Source organism: Piscinibacter sp., assembly GCF_050175855.1.
GTDB lineage: Bacteria > Pseudomonadota > Gammaproteobacteria > Burkholderiales > Burkholderiaceae_C > Piscinibacter.
Genome location: NZ_JBFXIO010000030.1, coordinates 1 through 20,686, shown reverse-complemented (window position 1 = coordinate 20,686; position 20,686 = coordinate 1). Strand labels below are relative to the sequence as shown.

Below are 20,686 nucleotides of genomic sequence, written 5' to 3'. Positions count from 1 at the left end.
CCTGACCATCGCCACGCTGGTGCTGGGCGTGCTCGGCATGGGCAAGGTGCAGAACCAGTTCTTCCCGGATTCGAGCCGGCTGGAGGTGCTGGTGGATCTCTGGTATCCGGAGGGCACCTCGTTCGCAGCCAACGAGGAAGTGACCCGTCGCGTCGAAGCGCGGATCATGAAGCTCGAGGGCGTCGACCACGTCACCACCTGGGTCGGCAGCGGCGCCGAGCGCTTCGCGCTGGTGCTCGACCAGATCTTCCCGCAGAGCAACGTCAGCCAGCTGATCGTGCTGCCGAAGGATCTGGCTTCGCGGGAGAAGCTGCGCCGCATGCTGCCCGAGCTGCTGGCCACCGAGTTCCCGGAGGCGCGGGCCCGCGCCAAGCTGCTGCCCAACGGCCCGCCGGTGCCGTATCCGGTGCAGTTCCGCGTGGTCGGCCCAGATCCGGCCCAGGTGCGCGCCTATGCCGACGAGGTCAAGGCGATCATGCGCGAGAACCCGAACCTGCGCGGCGTGAACGACAACTGGAACGAGGCGGTGAAGGTGCTGCGCCTCGAGGTCGACCAGGACAAGGCACGCGCGCTCGGCGTGACCAGCCAATCGATCGCGCAGGCGGCGCGCGTCTTCAACAGCGGCTCGACCATCGGCCAGTTCCGCGAGGGCGACAAGCTGATCGACATCGTGCTGCGCCAGCCCTTCGAGGAGCGCGACACGCTCACCGCGCTGGCCAGCGGCTACGTGCCCACCGCCAGCGGGCGCAGCATCCCGCTGTCGCAGATCGCCAAGGCCAGCTTCGCCTGGGAACCCGGCGTGCTGTGGCGCGAAGGTCGCGACTACGCCGCCACGGTGCAGGGCGACATCGTCGAGGGGCTGCAGGGCGCCACCGTGACGGCGCAGCTCGACCCGCTGTTCAAGCCGATCCGAGCGAAGATGTTGCCGGGCTACCGCATCGAGGTTGCCGGCGCGGTGGAGGAGAGCAGCAAGGGCCAGGGCTCGATCGCCGCCGGCGCGCCGCTGATGCTGTTCATCATGTTCACGCTGCTGATGCTGCAGCTGCACAGCTTCAGTCGTTCGGTGCTGGTGTTCCTCACCGGCCCGATGGGCATTGCCGGCGTGGCGGCGGCGTTGCTGCTGCTGGACCGGCCGTTCGGCTTCGTGGCCCTGCTCGGGGTCATCGCCCTGATGGGCATGATCATGCGCAACTCGGTGATCCTGATCGACCAGATCGAGCACGACCGCGAGCGCGGCGTGGCGACCTGGGATGCGATCGTCGAGGCGGCGGTGCGACGCTTCCGGCCGATCATCCTGACGGCGGCCGCGGCGGTGCTGGCAATGATCCCCTTGTCGCGCAGTGTGTTCTGGGGGCCGATGGCGGTGGCGATCATGGGCGGACTGATCGTCGCCACCGCGCTGACCCTGCTGGCGCTGCCGGCGATGTACGCGGCCTGGTTCCGCGTCAAACCGGCCCGGGAGGAGCGGCTCGCCGCATCCCGCTAAAATCGGCGGTTTGCCGTCGAGGCCGTCCCCCATGCGCGGGTGGCGAAATTGGTAGACGCACCAGGTTTAGGTCCTGACGCCAGCGATGGTGTGGGGGTTCGAGTCCCCCCCCGCGCACCAGACATTCAACCCCTCAGTCAGAGAACACCATGTCCGTTCAAGTCGAAACCCTCGAGAAGCTCGAGCGCCGCATCACGCTGACGCTGCCCACCGACACCATCAAGTCGGAGGTCGAAACGCGCCTGAAGCGGCTGGCCCGCACGGTCAAGGCCGACGGCTTCCGCCCGGGCAAGGTGCCGATGAGCGTGGTCGCCCAGCGCTACGGCTACTCGGTGCACTACGAGGTGATGAACGACAAGGTCGGCGAGAAGTTCAACGAGGCCGTCAACGAGGCCAAGCTGCGCGTGGCCGGCGCGCCTCGCATCACCGAGAAGGACGGCGCCCCCGAAGGCCAGGTGGCCTTCGACGCCACCTTCGAGGTCTACCCGGAGGTGAAGCTCGGCGATCTGTCTGCGGCCGAGGTCGAGCGCGTGTCCACCGAGGTGACCGACGCCGCCATCGACAAGACGCTGGACATCCTGCGCAAGCAGCGCCGCACTTTCCAGCAGCGTGCCGCGGCCGACGGCGCCGCCGAGGGCGACCGGGTCACCATCGACTTCGAGGGCAAGATCGACGGCGTGCCCTTCGAGGGCGGCAAGGCCGAAGGCTTCCAGTTCATCATCGGCGAAGGCCAGATGCTCGAGCAATTCGACCAGGCCGTGCGCGGCATGAAGGCCGGCGAGAGCAAGACCTTCCCGCTGCAGTTCCCGGCCGACTACCACGGCAAGGACGTGGCCGGCAAGGAAGCCGACTTCCTGGTGACGCTGAAGAAGGTCGAGGCGCAGCACCTGCCCGACATCAACGAGGCGCTGGCCAAGTCGCTGGGCATCAAGGACGGCACGGTCGAGGCACTGCGCGCCGACATCAAGAAGAACCTCGAGCGCGAGGTCAAGTTCCGCGTGCTGGCGCGCAACAAGTCCAGCGTGATGGAAGCGCTGATCAAGGTGGCCGAGCTCGACGTGCCCAAGGCGCTGGTCGCCGGCGAGGTTGAGCGCATGACCGAGGCCGCCCGCGCCGACCTGAAGAAGCGCGGCGTCAAGGACGCCGAGAATGCCCCGATCCCGGCCGAGATCTTCGAGCCGCAGGCCGAGCGCCGCGTGCGCCTGGGCCTCGTGGTCGGCGAACTGGTGCGCGCCAACAATCTGCAGGCAAAGCCCGAGCAGCTGCAGGCGCACATCGAGGAGATGGCGCAGAGCTACGAGCGCCCGGCCGAGGTGGTGCGCTGGTACCTGGGCGACCGCAGCCGCATGGCCGAGGTGGAGGCCGTGGTGATCGAGAACAACGTGGCCGAGTTCGTGATGGCCAAGGCCAAGGTCGCCGACAAGGTCGTGCCGTTCGACGAACTGATGGTCGGCTGAGTTCGCGCCATACTCCGCGTCAACGCAAACCGAGGAACAGCATGAGCGCGCTCGACATCACCGGCCTGGGCATGGTGCCCATGGTCATCGAAACCTCCGGCCGAGGCGAACGGGCCTACGACATCTACAGCCGGCTGCTGCGCGAGCGCATCATCTTCCTGGTCGGCCCGGTGACCGACCAGTCGGCGAACCTCGTGGTCGCGCAGCTGCTGTTCCTCGAGAGCGAGAACCCGGACAAGGACATCTACCTGTACATCAACTCGCCGGGCGGTTCGGTGAGCGCGGGCATGTCGATCTACGACACCATGCAGTTCATCAAGCCCGACGTGTCGACGATGTGCCTGGGCATGGCCGCCAGCATGGGTTCCTTCCTGCTGATGGCCGGCGCCAAGGGCAAGCGCGTGGCGCTGCCGAATTCGCGGGTGATGATCCACCAGCCTTCCGGCGGGGCCCAGGGTCAGGCCACCGACATCGAGATCCACGCCCGCGAGATCCTCAAGACGCGCGAGAAGCTCAACCAGATCTACGCCGACCGCACCGGCCAGCCGCTGGCGAAGATCCAGGCCGATATGGAGCGGGATTTCTATCTCGACGCCGAAGAGGCCAAGGCCTACGGCCTGATCGACCAGGTGATCACCCAGCGTCCCTGAGCGCGCACTCCGCCTCGAAGACGGCAATGGTGGGGAAAGGGCCCGGTTTGGGCCCTTTTCCATGGGGCAGGCCGGGTTGGCTTTTCAACTATCATTGGGCGAACGCCACCCAGCCCAGGCAACCCATCCATGGCCGACAAGAAAGGCTCCCCCACCGAGAAGGTGCTTTACTGCTCCTTCTGCGGCAAGAGCCAGCACGAAGTCAAGAAGCTGATCGCCGGCCCGTCGGTGTTCATCTGCGACGAGTGCATCGAGCTGTGCAACGACATCATCCGCGATGAAGTGCCGGCCGAGGGCGCGGAAACGCGCGCCGCGAAGTCCGATCTGCCGATCCCGACCGAGATCAAGGCCATCCTCGACCAGTATGTGATCGGCCAGGATGCGGCCAAGCGCACGCTGGCGGTGGCGGTCTACAACCACTACAAGCGGCTCAAGCACATGAGCCGCAGCAAGGACGAGGTCGAGCTCGCCAAGAGCAACATCCTGCTGATCGGGCCCACCGGTTCCGGCAAGACGCTGCTCGCCCAGACGCTGGCGCGGCTGCTCAACGTGCCGTTCGTGATCGCCGATGCGACCACGCTCACCGAAGCCGGCTATGTCGGCGAGGACGTCGAGAACATCATCCAGAAGCTGCTGCAGAACTGCGGCTACGACGTCGAGAAGGCGCAGCGCGGCATCGTCTACATCGACGAAATCGACAAGATCTCGCGCAAGGCAGACAACCCGTCGATCACGCGTGACGTGTCGGGCGAGGGCGTGCAGCAGGCGCTGCTCAAGCTGGTCGAAGGCACCATGGCCAGTGTGCCCCCGCAGGGCGGGCGCAAGCATCCGAACCAGGATTTCCTGCAGATCGACACGACCAACATCCTGTTCATCTGCGGCGGCGCTTTCGACGGCCTGGAGAAGGTGATCCAGAACCGCACCGAGAAGTCCGGCATCGGCTTCGGCGCTTCGGTTCACGGCAAGTCGGAGCGGCGCGTCTCGGAGGTGTTCCGCGAGGTCGAGCCGGAAGACCTGATCAAGTTCGGCCTGATCCCGGAACTCGTCGGCCGCCTGCCGGTGGTTGCCACGCTGGGCGAACTGACCGAAGACGCGCTGGTGCAGATCCTCACCGAGCCGAAGAACGCGCTGGTCAAGCAATACCAGAAGCTATTCGGCATGGACGGCGTGGAGCTGGAGATCCGACCCTCGGCGCTGTCGGCCATCGCCCGCAAGGCCCTGGCGCGCAAGACCGGCGCCCGTGGCTTGAGGTCGATCATGGAACACAGCCTGATCGACACCATGTTCGACCTGCCCAACCTCGATGGCGTGGCCAAGGTGGTGCTGGACGAGCACACGATCGAAGAAGAGGCCAAGCCGCTGCTCGTCTACCGCGAGCAGGCCAAGGCGAGCGCCTGACGTCCGGTGGGCTGCGGCACCCGGTGCGCGCGGCTCCTTGCAATTGACGGCTCGGGCCGCAGATGGGCCTGAGAAAGAGAGGTTCCCAATGTCCGGACATCCCGTACTCCCCGCCGAGAAGATCAACCTGCCGCTGCTGCCGCTGCGCGACGTGGTGGTCTTCCCGCACATGGTGATCCCGCTGTTCGTGGGGCGCCCGAAGTCGATCAAGGCCCTGGAAGTGGCCATGGAGGCCGGCCGGCAGATCATGCTGGTGGCGCAAAAGGCCGCCGGCAAGGACGAGCCCAAGCCCGACGACATGTTCGAGGTCGGCTGCGTCTCCAGCATCCTGCAGATGCTCAAGCTCCCCGACGGCACCGTGAAGGTGCTGGTCGAGGGCATCCAGCGTGCCAACACCCACCAGATCAGCGACAACGGCGAGTATTTCGTCGCCGACGTGACGCCGGTGCCGCCCGAGGCCGACAGCAAGCCGGAGGTCGAGGCCCTGCGCCGCGCAGTGACGCAGCAGTTCGACCAGTACGTCAAGCTGAACAAGAAGATCCCGCCGGAGATCCTGACCTCGATTGCGGGCATCGACGACGCCGGCCGCCTCGCCGACACGATCGCCGCCCACCTGCCGCTCAAGCTCGAGAACAAGCAATCGGTGCTCGACCTGTTCGAGGTCGACAAGCGCCTGGAGAAGCTCCTCGAGCAGCTCGAGCACGAGGTCGACATCCTGCAAGTGGAGAAGCGCATCCGCGGCCGTGTGAAGCGGCAGATGGAGAAGAGCCAGCGCGAGTACTACCTGAACGAGCAGGTCAAGGCCATCCAGAAGGAGCTGGGCGACGGCGAGGAGGGTGCCGATCTCGAGGAACTCGAGAAGAAGATCATCGCCGCCAAGATGCCCAAGGAGGCGCGCAAGAAGGCGGAGAGCGAGCTGAAGAAGCTCAAGCTGATGTCGCCGATGTCCGCCGAAGCCACGGTGGTGCGCAACTACATCGACACGCTGATCAACCTGCCCTGGGCGAAGAAGACCAAGATCAAGCACGATCTGGCCTTCGCGGAAGCAGTGCTCAACGAGGATCACTACGGACTGGAGAAGGTCAAGGACCGCATCCTCGAGTACCTCGCGGTGCAGCAGCGCGTCGACAAGGTGAAGGCGCCGATCCTGTGCTTGGTCGGCCCCCCGGGGGTCGGCAAGACCTCTCTCGGCCAGTCGGTCGCCCGCGCAACCGGGCGCAAGTTCGTCCGCATGGCGCTGGGCGGCGTGCGCGACGAGGCCGAGATCAGAGGTCATCGCCGTACCTACATCGGCTCGATGCCGGGCAAGGTGCTGCAGAGCCTGACCAAGGTGGGTACGCGCAACCCGCTGTTCCTGCTCGACGAGATCGACAAGCTGGGCATGGATTTCCGCGGCGACCCGTCGTCGGCGCTGCTGGAGGTGCTCGACCCCGAGCAGAACCACACCTTCGGCGACCACTACGTCGAGGTCGACTTCGACTTGAGCGACACGATGTTCATCGCGACCTCGAACTCGATGAACATCCCGCCGGCGCTGCTCGACCGGATGGAAGTCATCCGCCTGTCGGGCTACACCGAGGACGAGAAGGTCAACATCGCCTCGCGCTACCTGCTGCCCAAGCAGCGCAAGAACAACGGCGTGAAGGACGAGGAGCTCGACGTCACCGAGAGCGCCATCCGCGGCGTGATCCGCTACTACACCCGTGAGGCGGGCGTGCGTTCGCTCGAGCGCGAGATCAGCAAGATCTGCCGCAAGGTGGTCAAGTCGATCCAGCTCAAGCAGGTCACCGACAAGGTCGTCGTCACCGAGGAGAACCTCAACGACTTCCTGGGCGTGCGCAAGTACAGCTACGGCCAGGCCGAGAAGCAGAACCAGGTCGGCCAGGTGGTCGGCCTCGCCTGGACGGAGGTCGGCGGCGACCTGCTGACGATCGAGGCGGCGGTGATGCCCGGCAAGGGCAACATCATCCGCACCGGCCAGCTCGGCGACGTGATGAAGGAGTCGGTCGAGGCCGCGCGCTCGGTGGTGCGCAGCCGCGCCCGCCGCCTGGGCATCAAGGACGAGATGTTCGAGAAGCGCGACGTGCACATCCACGTGCCCGACGGCGCGACGCCCAAGGACGGGCCGAGCGCGGGCATCGCGATGACCACGGCGTTCGTCTCCGCGCTCACCGGCATCCCCGTGCGCGCCGACGTCGCGATGACCGGCGAGATCACGCTGCGCGGCGAGGTCACGGCGATCGGCGGCCTGAAGGAGAAGCTGCTTGCGGCCCACCGCGGCGGCATCAAGACGGTGCTCATCCCGGAAGAGAACGTCAAGGACCTCCAGGACATCCCGGAGAACGTCAAGAACCACCTCGAGATCGTGCCGGTGAAGTGGATCGACCGCGTGCTGGAGATCGCGCTCGAGTCGGCCCCGCAGCCGCTGCCCGACGACGAGCCGGCCAAGCCCGAGGAAGCCGCCAAGGCGGCGGGCGCCGCCGGCGATGTCATGACGCACTGAGCTGGAAATCGGGCTGTTTGCGAACGGCCCGATTTCTTGTGTATACTGCGAGGCTCACGCGGGAGTAGCTCAGTTGGTAGAGCGCAACCTTGCCAAGGTTGAGGTCGCGAGTTCGAGACTCGTCTCCCGCTCCAGATCAGAAAGGGAAGCCCAGGCTTCCCTTTTTTGTCAGAATCACCGCCAGCGGTTGATTCCTCGGCGCGGTAGCAAAGCGGTTATGCACCGGATTGCAAATCCGTGTAGGTCGGTTCGACTCCGGCCCGCGCCTCCAGATCTCCATCGGGCCTCGCCAGTGTGCGAGGCCCTTTTCTTTGGCGAGCCGAACAGCCGCAGATAATCGCGCCCGTTCATCCTCCGGCGCCCGGGTGGTGAAATCGGTAAACACAGCGGACTTAAAATCCGCCGCCTCTCGCAAGAGGGCTTGCGGGTTCGATGCCCGCCCCGGGCACCAGCCACGCAGCGGAGACCGCATGGCCCTCTTTTCCCAGGACGCGCTGAACGACGGCGTGCGCAAGCGCGAGGTGTTCGGCTGGGCGATGTACGACTTCGCCAACTCGGGCTACACCACGGTCGTCCTGACGGCGGTGTTCAACACCTACTTCGTCGGCGTGGTCGCACAAGGCGCGGAGTGGGCCACCCTGGCCTGGACGCTGGTCATCGCGGCGTCGAGCCTGATCGTGATGCTCACCATGCCGGCCATTGGGGCCTATGCCGACCTGCACGCACGCAAGAAGGCACTGCTGGCGATGAGCACGGCGGCCTGCGTGGCCGGCACGGCCGCACTCGCGCTGGCCGGCGGCGGCGACCTGTGGGTCGCCGTCGCCGCGATGATGATCTCCAACGTCTGCTACTCGTATGGTGAATCGCTGACGGCCGCCTTCCTGCCGGAACTGGCCAAGTCCGATTCGATGGGGCGGGTGTCGGGCTGGGGCTGGAGCTTCGGCTATTTCGGCGGCATGCTGTCGCTCGGCCTGTGCCTGGCCTACGTGCTCTCGGCCCAGGCGCGCGGCGTGCCGGCCACCGAGTTCGTGCCGGTGACGATGCTGATCACGGCAGCGGTCTATGGCGCGGCCTCGCTGGCCACCTTCGTGCTCCTGCGTGAGCGCGCCATCCCCAACCCGGAAGCCGGCCGCGAAGCCGGCCTGTCCGGCGCGGTGCGGCAGATGATGAGCACGGCACGGCGCGCGCGAGACTTCCGCGATTTCAGCTGGCTGCTCGCCTGCGCGGTGTTCTACCAGGCGGGCATCTCCGTCGTCGTGGCGCTGGCGGCCGTCTACGCCGAGCAGGTGCTGGGCTTCAAGCAGGCGCAGACGATGATGCTGATCTTCCTCGTCAACATCGCGGCGGCGCTGGGCGCGTTCGGTTTCGGCTACTGGCAGGACCGGGTCGGGCACAAGCGCGCGCTCGGTGTCACCCTCGCGGGCTGGATCGTGATGACGATCCTGGCCGTGCTGGCCACCGGCCCTGGCCTCTTCTGGGTCGCCGCGGTGATCGCCGGCCTGTGCATGGGATCGAGCCAGTCCGCCGGGCGAGCCCTGGCGGGCGTGTTCGCGCCGGCCGCACAGCGCGCCGAGTTCTATGGCCTGTGGACCTTCGCCACGCGCTTGTCGGCGATCGTCGGGCCCGTCACCTATGGCCTCGTGACCTGGATGACCAGCGGCAACCACCGGCTCGCGATCCTGTCCACGGCGGCGTTCTTCGTGGTCGGCTTGCTGCTGCTCGGGCCGGTGGACGTGCGCCGTGGCGAATCCGCCGCGCGCTCGGCCAGCTAGACGGACAGAGGCTGCGGCAGCACCTCGGCCTGCCAGCCGAGCCAGTGCGAGACGAACTCGGCGAGTTGCCGAGGATCGCCGGTGGTCTCGATCCGGCACGCCGCCTCGGTGGCGGTATCTGCACCTACCTGGCCCCAGAGCCTTGCGACCTGCGCCGCCACGGCGTCGGCCGTGTCGATGACGCGCACGCGGTCGCCGAGCACAGCCTCGATCTCGGCGCGAACGAACGGGTAGTGCGTGCAGCCCAGGGCCACGACATCGACGCCGGCCTCGCGGACCTGTCCGGCGTGAAGCGCGATCAGCGCCTGCAGTCGCGGGTCGTCGCGACGGCCGCCTTCGATCGCCCCGGCCAGGCCCGCACAGGGCTGGAGACGCACCCGGGCATCGGCGGCCTCACGCTGCAGCAGCGCGTCGAAGCGGGCGCTGCGCAGCGTGGCCGGGGTGGCCATGATCGCGACGTGCCGTCTGCGGCTGGCCTCCAGGGCCGGGCGCACACCGGGCTCGACGCCGACGAAGGAAACCCGAGGGTGTGTCTTGCGCAGTGCGTCGATGGCCACCGCCGTCGCGGTGTTGCAGGCCACGACGACAAGCCGGGCGCCCTGCTGCAGGAGGTGGCGGGTGATGCGTTCGCAGCGATCGAGGATCTCCGCCTCGCTACGCTCCCCGTAAGGCGCGTAGGCCGAGTCGGCGACGTATCGGATCGGCGCGGCGGGGAGTCGCGTGCGCACCACCTGCAGGATGGACAGGCCGCCGACGCCGGAGTCGAACATGCCGATGCAAGGCGGCGGGATCGGTGCGGGGCTCACGCAGGCAACGGGTGGATTGGGGCTGGCAGTCTAGTTCGCCGGCGTCTGCGAGTTGCCCTGCGGTCGATGCACGGTCTAAAATAGCACGATCGTTCGATTTTGACGGCGCTTCGACGCGCTTGCGACAAGCCGCGCCGTCGTGCGCCACTAGAATCCGATTAACGTAAACGTCAATTCAGCAGGAGCCCGCCGGATGAAGATCCTGGTCCCGGTCAAGCGCGTCGTCGACTACAACGTCAAGGTGCGCGTCAAGAGCGATGGCAGCGGCGTCGACATCGCCAACGTCAAGATGAGCATGAACCCCTTCGACGAGATTGCCGTCGAAGAGGCCGTGCGACTGAAGGAGAAGGGCGCGGCCACCGAGGTGATCGCCGTGTCCTGCGGCGTCACGCAGTGCCAGGAGACCCTGCGCACGGCCATGGCGATCGGCGCCGACCGCGCCATCCTCGTCGAGACCGACGCCGAACTGCAGCCGCTGGCCGTGGCCAAGCTGCTCAAGGCGCTGGTCGACAAGGAACAGCCGGGCCTGGTGATTCTGGGCAAGCAGGCCATCGACGACGACTGCAACCAGACCGGCCAGATGCTCGCCGCGCTGGCCGACCTGCCGCAGGCCACCTTCGCGAGCAAGGTCGAAGTCGCTGACGGCCAGGCCAAGGTCACGCGTGAGGTCGATGGCGGCCTCGAGACGCTTTCGGTCAGCATCCCGGCGGTGATCACCACCGACCTGCGCCTGAACGAGCCGCGCTACGTCACGCTGCCCAACATCATGAAGGCCAAGAAGAAGCCGCTGGAGACGGTCAAGCCCGCCGACCTCGGCGTCGACGTGACGCCGCGCATCAAGACCCTGAAGGTCAGCGAGCCGCCCAAGCGCAGCGCCGGCATCAAGGTGCCGGATGTCGCCACCCTCGTGGCCAAGCTCAAGAACGACGCCAAGGTGATCTGACCATGCCCGCACTCGTCATTGCCGAACACGACAACGCCAGCATCCGCGGCGCGACCCTGAACACCGTCACCGCCGCCGTGCAGGCCGGTGGTGAGGTCCACGTGCTGGTGGCCGGCCACAACGCCGGCGAGGCGGCCAAGCAAGCTGCCGCCATCGCGGGCGTCACCAAGGTGCTGCACGCCGACGACGCCAGCCTGGCCCATGGCCTGGCGGAGAACGTCGCGGCCGTGGTGCTGGGTGTCGCGAAGAACTACAGCCACATCCTCTTCCCGGCCACCGCCGGCGGCAAGAACGTGGCGCCGCGCGTGGCCGCCAAGCTCGACGTCGGCCAGATCAGCGACATCACCAAGGTGCTCGCGGCCGACACCTTCGAGCGCCCGATCTACGCCGGCAACGCCATCGCCACCGTGCAGAGCGGTGACGCGATCAAGGTCATCACCGTGCGCACCACTGGCTTCGACGCCGCGGCGCAGGGCGGCAGCGCGGCCGTGGAGAGCGTTGCCGCAGCGGCCGACAGCGGCAAGAGCAGCTTCCTGGGCAATGAGATCGCCAAGAGCGAGCGCCCCGAGTTGACCGCCGCGAAGATCATCGTCAGCGGGGGCCGCGCCCTGGGCAGCAGCGAGAAGTTCAACGAGGTGCTCGTACCGCTGGCCGACAAGCTCGGTGCCGCACTCGGCGCCAGCCGCGCGGCGGTCGATGCCGGCTACGCACCCAACGACTGGCAGGTCGGCCAGACCGGCAAGATCGTCGCCCCGCAGCTGTACGTGGCCTGCGGCATCAGCGGCGCGATCCAGCACCTGGCCGGCATGAAGGATTCCAAGGTGATCGTCGCGATCAACAAGGATCCGGAGGCGCCGATCTTCAGCGTGGCCGACTTCGGCCTCGAGGCGGACCTGTTCACCGCCGTGCCCGAACTGGTGGCCGCGCTCTGAGCCGCTGAGCCGCTAGCACCAGCCCGTTCGCCGAAGTCTCTGGCCGACGGGCTTTTTCTTGCCTGATCCACACCGAGGATGACACCGTGAGCTACGTCGCGCCGATCAAGGACATGCTGTTCTGCATGAAGGAACTCGCCGCCATCGACGAGGTGGCGAAGCTGCCGGGCTTCGAGGAAGCTGGCTACGACACCGCGCAGGCGGTGCTGGAGGAGTGCGCCAAGCTCAACCAGGACGTCATCGCGCCGCTGAACTGGGAAGGCGACAAGAACCCCTCGTCGTGGCACGACGGCAAGGTCACGACCACGCCCGGCTTCAAGGAGGCCTTCCGCCAGTTCGCCGAAGGCGGCTGGCAGGGCCTTCAGCATCCGGGCGACTTCGGCGGCCAGGGCCTGCCCAAGACGATTGGTGCGGCCTGCGGCGAGATGCTCAACAGCGCCAACATGAGCTTCGCGCTGTGCCCGCTGCTGACCGACGGCGCGATCGAGGCACTGCTGACCGCCGGCACGCCCGAGCAGCAGGCCACCTTCATCCCGAAGATGATCAGCGGGGAGTGGACGGGCACGATGAACCTGACCGAGCCGCAGGCCGGCAGCGACCTGGCCCTGGTGCGCACGCGCGCCGAGCCGCAGCCCGACGGTACGTACAGGATCTTCGGCACGAAGATCTTCATCACCTACGGCGAGCACGACATGGCCGAGAACATCGTCCACCTCGTGCTGGCGCGCATCGCCGGCGCGCCCGAAGGTGTCAAGGGCATCAGCCTGTTCATCGTGCCGAAGTTCCTCGTCAACGCCGACGGCTCGCTCGGCGCGCGCAACGACGTGCACTGCGTCAGCATCGAGCACAAGCTCGGCATCAAGGCCAGTCCGACCGCCGTTCTTCAGTTCGGCGACAAGGGTGGTGCGATCGGCCAGCTGATCGGCCAGGAAAACCGCGGCCTCGAGTACATGTTCATCATGATGAACGCGGCCCGCTACGCGGTGGGGCTGCAGGGCATCGCGATCGCCGAGCGCGCCTACCAGAAGGCGGTGGCCTACGCGCGCGACCGCGTGCAGTCGCGTCCGGTCGACGGCTCGATGCCGGGCAGCGCGCCGATCATCCACCACCCCGACGTCAAGCGCATGCTGATGACGATGCGCGCCTGCACCGAGGGCTGCCGAGCGATGGCGCTGACCGCCGCGTCAGCCTACGACGCCTCGCACCACCATCCCGACAAGGAGGTGCGCGCGCAGAACCAGGCCTTCTACGAGTTCATGGTGCCGCTGGTGAAGGGCTACTCCACGGAGATGAGCCTGGAGGTCACCAGCCTGGGCGTGCAGGTGCACGGCGGCATGGGTTTCATCGAGGAGACCGGCGCGGCGCAGTACTACCGCGATGCCAAGATCCTGACCATCTATGAAGGCACGACGGCGATCCAGGCCAACGACCTGGTCGGCCGCAAGACCGCGCGTGACGGCGGCCAGACCGCCAAGGCGATCGCGAGGCAGATCGAGCAGACCGAAGCGGCGCTGGCGAAGAGCGGCAGCGCGGCGGCACAGGCGATGCTCAAGCGGCTGCGCGCGGCGCGCGAGGCTTTCGTGCAGGTGGTCGAGTTCGTGGCCGGCCGCACCAAGGCGAGCCCGAACGCTGTGTTCGCCGGCTCGGTGCCCTATCTGATGCTGGCCGGCAACGTGATGGCGGGCTGGCAGATGGCGCGTGCGCTGCTGGCGGCCGAGCAGCAGCTCGCACAGGGCGATGCCGACGTGCCGTTCCTGCAGGCCAAGATCACCACCGCGCGCTTCTACGCGGAGCACATCCTGGCCAAGGTGCCGGGCGTGCGCGACAGCATCGTCGAAGGTGCCGACAGCGTCACCGCGCTGCCCGTCGAGGCCTTCTGAATCCGGAGACCCGCATGTCGCTGCCCCCGATCCTCGCCAAGCTGCCGCTGCCCATCATCGGCTCGCCGCTGTTCATCATCAGCAACCCCAAGCTCGTGATCGAGCAGTGCAAGGCCGGCATCGTCGGCTCGATGCCGGCGCTCAACGCGCGTCCGGCCGAGCAGCTCGACGAATGGCTGGCCGAGATCACCGAGACCCTGGCGGCTCACAACCGCGCGAACCCGGACAGGCCCGCCGCGCCGTTCGCGATCAACCAGATCGTGCACAAGACCAACGACCGACTCGAGCACGACATGCAGGTCTGCGCCAAGTACAAGGTGCCGATCATCATCACCTCGCTGGGTGCACGCACCGACATCAACGAAGCGGTGCACGGCTGGGGCGGCATCGTGCTGCACGACATCATCAACAACACCTTCGCGAAGAAGGCGATCGAGAAGGGCGCCGACGGCCTGATCGCGGTGGCAGCCGGTGCCGGCGGCCATGCCGGCGTGAAGAGCCCGTTCGCGCTGATCCAGGAAATCCGCACCTGGTTCGACGGGCCGGTGGCGCTGTCGGGCTCGATCGCCACGGGCGGTGCAGTGCTGGCCGCGCAGGCGATGGGCGCCGACCTGGCCTACATCGGCTCGGCCTTCATCGCCACCGAGGAGGCGCGCGCGAGCGACGCCTACAAGCAGGCGATCGTCGAGTGCACGTCGGACGACATCGTCTACTCGAATCTCTTCACCGGCGTGCACGGCAACTACCTGAAGCCCTCGATCCGCGCCGCGGGTCTCGACCCCGACAACCTGCCCGAGAGTGACCCGAGCAAGATGAGCTTCGGCGGCGGCGAGGGCGCCAAGAAGGCCTGGAAGGACATCTGGGGCTGCGGACAGGGCATCGGCGCGATCGACAAGGTGGTGCCCACGCGGGAACTCGTGGCCCGCCTGGCGCGCGAATACCAGGACGCGCGCCGCCGCCTGCTCGGCGCCTGACGTCGATCTGGCCGATCAGGCCAGTTCGGCGTCGGAATCGCAGCCGGCGCCCGAGGCGATCAGCCGCCTGGCCAGCCAGGCCCAGGAGGTGGCGTGCCCGGCGGCGTCCTGCATCAGCCCGCAGCGGTAGCGACGCGCCTCGTCGCTCCAGCGCAACGCTCGGCAAGCGCCACGGCGCTTCATCGACACCAGCATGCCCACCGGGCAGGGCTCGGCCAAGCAGCACAGCCCGCAGCCGTTGCAGGCTTCGCCCATCGCCGGCTTCAGCGGCGCGTCAGCATGGATCCGGATGATCTGCACGTGGTCGTTTCAAGTTCGGCTGCATTCTGTTTCTCCGCCCCGGTCCTCAGTCCTGCGATTTGATGGCCGATAACGGCGGTGTTACAGTCGCGCCCGAGACTTGACAGGTCCTTCCCGTCCCCTTTGCTGGTAACAGCCAAGGCGGGTCGCTAGTCCGCCAGCCGGTTAAGCCGTGTCGCGGAAGGTTTTTCAACCCACTACAGCGCTGGAAACCGGCGCGAGAGGTGAGCGAAGATGATGCAGCAATACAGGTCGAACTCGTACCTGTTCGGAGGCAATGCGCCGTACGTCGAAGAGATGTACGAGGCCTACCTCGACAACCCGGGCTCCGTGCCCGACAACTGGCGCGCGTACTTCGACGCCCTCCAGCACGTTCCCGCCACCGATGGCTCCAACGCCCGCGACGTGGCCCACGCCCCGGTCATCGAGAGCTTCGCCCAGCGCGCCAAGGCCAATGCCTTCGCCGTCAAGGCCAGCGCCAGCGAACTCGCCGTCGCGCGCAAGCAGGTCCATGTCCAGTCGCTGATCGCCGCCTACCGCTCGCTCGGCGCGCGCTGGGCCGATCTCGACCCGCTCAAGCGCCAGGAGCGCCCCAAGATCCCCGAGCTGGAGCCGGCGTTCTACGACCTGAGCGAGTCCGACATGGACATCACGTTCAGCGCCACGAACACCTACTTCACCAAGGCCGAGCATCAGACCCTGCGCGAGATCCTGCAGGCGCTGCGCGAAACCTACTGCGGCACCATCGGCGCCGAGTTCATGCACATCACCGAGCCCACCGAGAAGCGCTGGTGGCAGCAGAAGCTCGAGTCGATCCGCAGCAAGCCGAACTTCACCGCGGAGGAGAAGAAGCACATCCTCGACCGCCTGACCGCGGCCGAGGGCCTGGAGCGCTACCTGCATACCAAGTACGTCGGCCAGAAGCGCTTCTCGCTGGAAGGCGGCGAGAGCTTCATCGCCTCGATGGACGCGGTGGTGCAGGGCGCCGGCGAGCGCGGCGTGCAGGAGATCGTGATCGGCATGGCCCACCGTGGCCGCCTCAACGTGCTGGTCAACACGCTGGGCAAGATGCCCAAGGATCTGTTCGCCGAGTTCGACCACACCGCCAAGGAAGATCTGCCCGCGGGTGACGTGAAGTACCACCAGGGCTTCTCGTCGGATGTGACCACGGCCGGCGGCCCGGTGCACCTGAGCCTGGCCTTCAACCCGTCGCACCTCGAGATCGTCAACCCGGTCGTCGAGGGCTCGGTGAAGGCCCGCCTGGACCGCCGCGGCGACAAGGAAGGCGACACCGTGCTGCCCGTGATCGTGCACGGCGACGCGGCCTTCGCCGGCCAGGGTGTGGTGATGGAGACGCTGGCGCTGGCGCAGACGCGCGGCTACTACACCGGCGGCACGGTGCATCTGGTGATCAACAACCAGATCGGCTTCACCACCTCCGACCCGCGCGACACCCGCTCGACGCTGTACTGCACCGACGTCGTCAAGATGATCGAAGCCCCGGTGCTGCACGTGAACGGCGACGATCCCGAGGCCGTGGTGCTGTGCACGCAGCTCGCGCTGGAATACCGGCAGGAGTTCAACAAGGACGTGGTCCTCGACATCGTCTGCTTCCGCAAGCTCGGCCACAACGAGCAGGACACGCCGGCGCTGACCCAGCCGCTGATGTACAAGAAGATCGGCCAGCACCCCGGCACGCGCAAGCTGTACGGCGACAAGCTGGTGGCCCAGGGCGTGCTGCCGCCCGAAGGCCCGGACGAGATGGTCAAGGCCTTCCGCGCTGCGATGGACGCGGGCAAGCACACCGTCGACCCGGTGCTCACCAACTACAAGAGCAAGTACGCGGTCGACTGGGCGCCTTACCTGAACAGGAAGTGGACCGACGCGGCCGACACCGCGCTGCCGCTGACCGAGGTCAAGCGGCTGGCCGAGCGCATCACCACGCTGCCCGAGAAGTTCAAGGCGCACCCGCTGGTCGAGAAGGTGCTGGCCGACCGCGCCGCGATGGGCCGCGGCGAGATCAATGTCGACTGGGGCATGGGCGAGCACCTGGCCTTCGCCTCGCTGGTGGCCAGCGGCTACGCGGTGCGCCTGTCGGGCGAGGACTGCGGCCGCGGCACCTTCACGCACCGCCACGCGGTGCTGCACGACCAGAACCGCGAGCGCTGGGACGAAGGTACCTACGTCCCGCTGCAGAACGTCGCCGAGGGCCAGGCGCCCTTCGTCGTGATCGACTCGCTGCTGTCCGAGGAAGCCGTGCTCGGCTTCGAGTACGGCTACGCCTCGGCCGAGCCGAACACGCTGACGATCTGGGAAGCGCAATTCGGCGACTTCGCCAACGGCGCGCAGGTGGTGATCGACCAGTTCATCGCCTCGGGCGAGGTCAAGTGGGGCCGCGCCAACGGCCTCACGCTGATGCTGCCGCACGGCTACGAAGGCCAGGGCCCCGAGCACAGCTCGGCGCGCCTGGAGCGCTTCATGCAGCTGGCCGCCGACAACAACATGCAGATCGTGCAGCCGACCTCGGCCAGCCAGATCTTCCATGTGCTGCGCCGGCAGATGGTGCGCATGTTCCGCAAGCCGCTGGTGCTGATGACGCCCAAGAGCCTGCTGCGCAACAAGGACGCCACCTCACCGTTGAGCGAGTTCACCCGCGGCGAGTTCAAGACGGTGATCGGCGAGGTCAACGCCGAGATCAACCCGGACAAGGTCAAGCGCGTGATCGCCTGCTCGGGCAAGGTCTACTACGACCTCGTCAAGGCGCGTGCGGAGAAGAAGCACAACGACGTGGCGATCTTCCGCGTCGAGCAGCTCTATCCGTTCCCGCACAAGGCCTTCGCGACGGAGATGAAGAAGTTCCCGAACGCGACCGACGTGGTGTGGTGCCAGGACGAACCGCAGAACCAGGGCGCCTGGTTCTTCGTGCAGCACCAGATCCACGAGAACATGCTCGAAGGGCAGAAGCTCGGCTATGCCGGCCGTCCGGCCTCGGCCTCGCCGGCGGTGGGCTACGCCCACCTGCACCAGGAGCAGCAGAAGGCTCTGCTCGATCAGGCCTTCGGAAAACTCAAGGGTTTCGTTCTCACGAAATAGGTCCACCCCCGGAGCGCCTGACGGCGCTCCCCCTCGAGGGGGCGCTGCCAGCGGCCCGGCGAAGCCGGTTCCGCGGCGGCTGCGCGGTACGAACAACACATCTCTGAAGAAACATCATGGCAATCGTTGAAGTGAAGGTTCCGCAACTGTCGGAATCCGTGGCTGAAGCCACCCTGCTGCAATGGAAGAAGAAGCCCGGCGAGCCCGTGGCGCAGGACGAGATCCTGATCGAGATCGAGACCGACAAGGTCGTGCTCGAGGTGCCGGCCCCGGCGGCCGGCGTGCTGGCGCAGGTCGTCAAGGGCGACGGCGAGAGCTGCGTCAGCGACGAAGTCATCGCGCGCATCGACACCGAGGGCAAGGCCGCGGTGAGCCCGCTGGAAGTCAAGCCGGTGGCAGCCGCCGCCGCGCCGGCACCGGCTGCCGCGCCCGCCTCGACCAGCAAGGCCGGCGTGGCGATGCCCGCAGCCGCCAAGCTGATGGCCGACAACAACCTCGCTGCCGGCTCGGTGCCGGGCACCGGCAAGGATGGCCGCGTGACCAAGGGCGACGTGCTGGCCGCTGTGGCCGGTGGTGCCTCCGCGCCCGCGGTGGCCGCGCCAGTGGCCGTGCCGACGACGCCGGCGGTGGCCAAGCCGCTGCCTGCCGTGGCTGCGCCGGTGGCTGCGAACCTGGGCGACCGCCCAGAGCAGCGCGTGCCGATGTCGCGCCTGCGTGCCCGCGTCGCCGAGCGGCTGCTGCAATCGCAGGCCACCAACGCCATCCTCACCACCTTCAACGAGGTCAACATGGCCCCGGTGATGGAGATGCGCAAGCGCTTCCAGGAGAAGTTCGAGAAGGAGCATGGCGTCAAGATCGGCTTCATGAGCTTCTTCGTGAAGGCCGCGGTCGCCGCGCTGAAGAAGTACCCGGTGCTCAACGCCTCGGTCGACGGCAACGACATCGTCTACCACGGCTACTTCGACATCGGCATCGCGGTCGGCTCGCCGCGCGGCCTGGTGGTGCCCATCCTGCGCAATGCCGACCAGATGAGCTTCGCCGACATCGAGAAGAAGATCGCCGAGTTCGGCCAGAAGGCCAAGGATGGCAAGCTGTCGCTCGACGACCTGTCGGGCGGTACGTTCTCGATCTCCAACGGCGGCGTGTTCGGCTCGATGCTGTCGACGCCGATCATCAACCCGCCGCAGAGCGCCATCCTTGGCGTGCATGCGACCAAGGATCGCGCGGTGGTCGAGAACGGCCAGGTCGTCGTTCGTCCGATCAACTACCTGGCGATGAGCTACGACCACCGCATCATCGACGGCCGCGAGGCCGTGCTCGGCCTCGTCGCGATGAAGGAAGCGCTGGAAGACCCGGCGCGCCTGCTGTTCGACATCTGAGGACGCATCGATGAGCACACAGCGATTCGACGTCGTCGTCATCGGCGGCGGCCCCGGCGGCTACATTGCGGCGATCCGCGCGGCACAGCTCGGCTTCAACACCGCCTGCATCGACGAGTGGAAGAACGACAAGGGCGGCCCGGCGCCGGGCGGCACCTGCACCAACGTCGGCTGCATCCCGAGCAAGGCGCTGCTGCAGTCCAGCGAGCACTTCGAGCACGCCGGTCACCACTTCGCCGATCACGGCATCGGCCTGAAGGACCTGAGCATCGACGTGCCGAAGATGCTCAAGCGCAAGGACACCGTCGTCAAGCAGAACAACGACGGCATTCTCTACCTGTTCAAGAAGAACAAGGTGACGTTCTTCCACGGCCGTGGATCGTTCGTCAAGGCCGAGGGCGGCGCCTACGAGATCGCGGTGGCGGGCGACAAGCCGGCCAGCCTCTCGGCGAAGCAGGTGATCGTCGCCACTGGCTCCACCCCGCGTGCGCTGCCCGGCGCCGCCTTCGACGAGGACCGGATCCTCAGCAACGACGGTGCGCTGCGCATCGGCGCGGTGCCGAAGGCGCTGGGCGTGATCGGATCGGGCGTGATCGGACTGGAGATGGGTTCGGTCTGGCGCCGCCTGGGCGCGGACGTCACCGTGCTCGAGGCCCTGCCGGTGTTCCTCGGTGCAGTCGATGAGCAGGTCGCCAAGGAGGCGCACAAGGCGTTCACCAAGCAGGGCCTGAAGATCGAGCTGGGCGTGAAGATCGAGTCGGTCAAGGCGGACAAGAAGGGTGTGACCGTGGCCTACGCCGATGCCAAGGGGCAGGCGCAGACGCTGGTGGTCGACAGGCTGATCGTCTCGATCGGCCGCGTGCCCAACACCACCGGCCTGAATGCGGAAGGCGTTGGCTTGAAGCTCGACGAGCGCGGAGCGATCGTCGTCGACGACGAGTGCCGTACCAACCTGCCTGGCGTGTGGGCAGTGGGCGACGTGGTGCGCGGCCCGATGCTCGCGCACAAGGCGGAGGAAGAGGGCGTCGCGGTGGCCGAGCGTATCGCCGGCCAGCATGGCCACGTCAACTTCAACACCATCCCGTGGGTGATCTACACCAGCCCGGAGATCGC

The 20,686-nt window shown here is 67.2% G+C and carries 15 protein-coding genes and 4 tRNA genes; 17 read left to right on the top strand and 2 right to left on the bottom strand.

Annotation, left to right across the window (positions count from 1 at the left end):
* The 10 genes from AB7U92_RS04400 to AB7U92_RS04355 all read left to right on the top strand — a co-directional run.
* Nucleotides 1-1,486, top strand: a 1,486-nt coding sequence (locus AB7U92_RS04400; RefSeq protein WP_428574988.1) for an efflux RND transporter permease subunit, incomplete at its 5' end; no start/stop codon positions are given.
* A gap of 33 nt (nt 1,487-1,519) precedes the next feature.
* Nucleotides 1,520-1,606 (top strand) — tRNA-Leu (locus AB7U92_RS04395).
* Between the two features lie 29 nt (nt 1,607-1,635).
* Nucleotides 1,636-2,943, top strand: coding sequence for a trigger factor (tig, locus tag AB7U92_RS04390; RefSeq protein WP_428574987.1), 1,308 nt, complete (start codon nt 1,636-1,638; stop codon nt 2,941-2,943).
* A 41-nt stretch (nt 2,944-2,984) separates the two neighbouring features.
* Nucleotides 2,985-3,593: an ATP-dependent Clp endopeptidase proteolytic subunit ClpP gene (clpP, locus tag AB7U92_RS04385; protein WP_428574986.1), complete on the top strand. Its 609-nt coding sequence runs from the start codon at nt 2,985-2,987 to the stop codon at nt 3,591-3,593.
* A 129-nt stretch (nt 3,594-3,722) separates the two neighbouring features.
* Nucleotides 3,723-4,991 (top strand): ATP-dependent Clp protease ATP-binding subunit ClpX, encoded by a 1,269-nt coding sequence (gene clpX, locus AB7U92_RS04380; RefSeq protein ID WP_428574985.1) that lies wholly within the window; start codon nt 3,723-3,725, stop codon nt 4,989-4,991.
* Between the two features lie 88 nt (nt 4,992-5,079).
* Complete coding sequence (gene lon, locus AB7U92_RS04375; protein WP_428574984.1) at nt 5,080-7,494, top strand: endopeptidase La; 2,415 nt, start codon at nt 5,080-5,082, stop codon at nt 7,492-7,494.
* 58 nt (nt 7,495-7,552) lie between these two features.
* A tRNA-Gly gene (locus AB7U92_RS04370) sits at nt 7,553-7,628 on the top strand.
* Between the two features lie 63 nt (nt 7,629-7,691).
* Nucleotides 7,692-7,765, top strand: a tRNA-Cys gene (locus AB7U92_RS04365).
* 88 nt (nt 7,766-7,853) lie between these two features.
* Nucleotides 7,854-7,945, top strand: a tRNA-Leu gene (locus tag AB7U92_RS04360).
* A 19-nt stretch (nt 7,946-7,964) separates the two neighbouring features.
* Nucleotides 7,965-9,266, top strand: a complete 1,302-nt coding sequence (locus AB7U92_RS04355) for an MFS transporter (RefSeq protein WP_428574982.1) — start codon at nt 7,965-7,967, stop codon at nt 9,264-9,266.
* Here the strand turns inward: AB7U92_RS04355 and murI are convergent.
* Nucleotides 9,263-10,072 carry a glutamate racemase gene (gene murI / locus AB7U92_RS04350; protein ID WP_428574981.1) on the bottom strand — a complete coding sequence of 270 codons (810 nt, stop codon included), beginning with the start codon at nt 10,070-10,072 and terminating at the stop codon, nt 9,263-9,265. The genes AB7U92_RS04355 and murI overlap by 4 nt on opposite strands.
* 193 nt (nt 10,073-10,265) lie before the next feature.
* Here murI and AB7U92_RS04345 point away from each other — a divergent pair, with 193 nt between their 5' ends.
* The 4 genes from AB7U92_RS04345 to AB7U92_RS04330 all read left to right on the top strand — a co-directional run bounded on the left by AB7U92_RS04345 (nt 10,266) and on the right by AB7U92_RS04330 (nt 14,801).
* A complete protein-coding gene (locus AB7U92_RS04345; RefSeq protein WP_428574980.1) occupies nt 10,266-11,015 on the top strand; it encodes an electron transfer flavoprotein subunit beta/FixA family protein in 750 nt (249 codons plus the stop codon).
* Nucleotides 11,016-11,017: 2 nt separating this feature from the next.
* A complete protein-coding gene (locus AB7U92_RS04340) occupies nt 11,018-11,947 on the top strand; it encodes an electron transfer flavoprotein subunit alpha/FixB family protein (protein ID WP_428574979.1) in 930 nt (309 codons plus the stop codon).
* 86 nt (nt 11,948-12,033) lie between these two features.
* Entirely contained in the window at nt 12,034-13,827 is a 1,794-nt protein-coding gene (locus tag AB7U92_RS04335; RefSeq protein WP_428574978.1) for an acyl-CoA dehydrogenase, read from the top strand.
* Between the two features lie 14 nt (nt 13,828-13,841).
* Nucleotides 13,842-14,801 (top strand): NAD(P)H-dependent flavin oxidoreductase, encoded by a 960-nt coding sequence (locus AB7U92_RS04330; RefSeq protein ID WP_428574977.1) that lies wholly within the window; start codon nt 13,842-13,844, stop codon nt 14,799-14,801.
* 15 nt (nt 14,802-14,816) lie between these two features.
* On the opposite strand, the gene AB7U92_RS04325 is transcribed toward AB7U92_RS04330, so the two are convergent.
* A complete protein-coding gene (locus AB7U92_RS04325; protein WP_428574976.1) occupies nt 14,817-15,101 on the bottom strand; it encodes a hypothetical protein in 285 nt (94 codons plus the stop codon).
* Nucleotides 15,102-15,335: 234 nt separating this feature from the next.
* On the opposite strand from AB7U92_RS04325, the gene AB7U92_RS04320 reads away from it, so the two are divergent.
* The 3 genes from AB7U92_RS04320 to AB7U92_RS04310 all read left to right on the top strand — a co-directional run.
* On the top strand, nt 15,336-18,194 hold the full coding sequence (locus AB7U92_RS04320; protein ID WP_428574975.1) for a 2-oxoglutarate dehydrogenase E1 component: 2,859 nt from the start codon (nt 15,336-15,338) through the stop codon (nt 18,192-18,194).
* Between the two features lie 116 nt (nt 18,195-18,310).
* Nucleotides 18,311-19,573 carry a 2-oxoglutarate dehydrogenase complex dihydrolipoyllysine-residue succinyltransferase gene (gene odhB, locus AB7U92_RS04315; RefSeq protein WP_428574974.1) on the top strand — a complete coding sequence of 421 codons (1,263 nt, stop codon included), beginning with the start codon at nt 18,311-18,313 and terminating at the stop codon, nt 19,571-19,573.
* 10 nt (nt 19,574-19,583) lie between these two features.
* Nucleotides 19,584-20,686 (top strand): dihydrolipoyl dehydrogenase (locus AB7U92_RS04310; protein WP_428574973.1); only part of this gene is annotated, 1,103 nt, incomplete at its 3' end.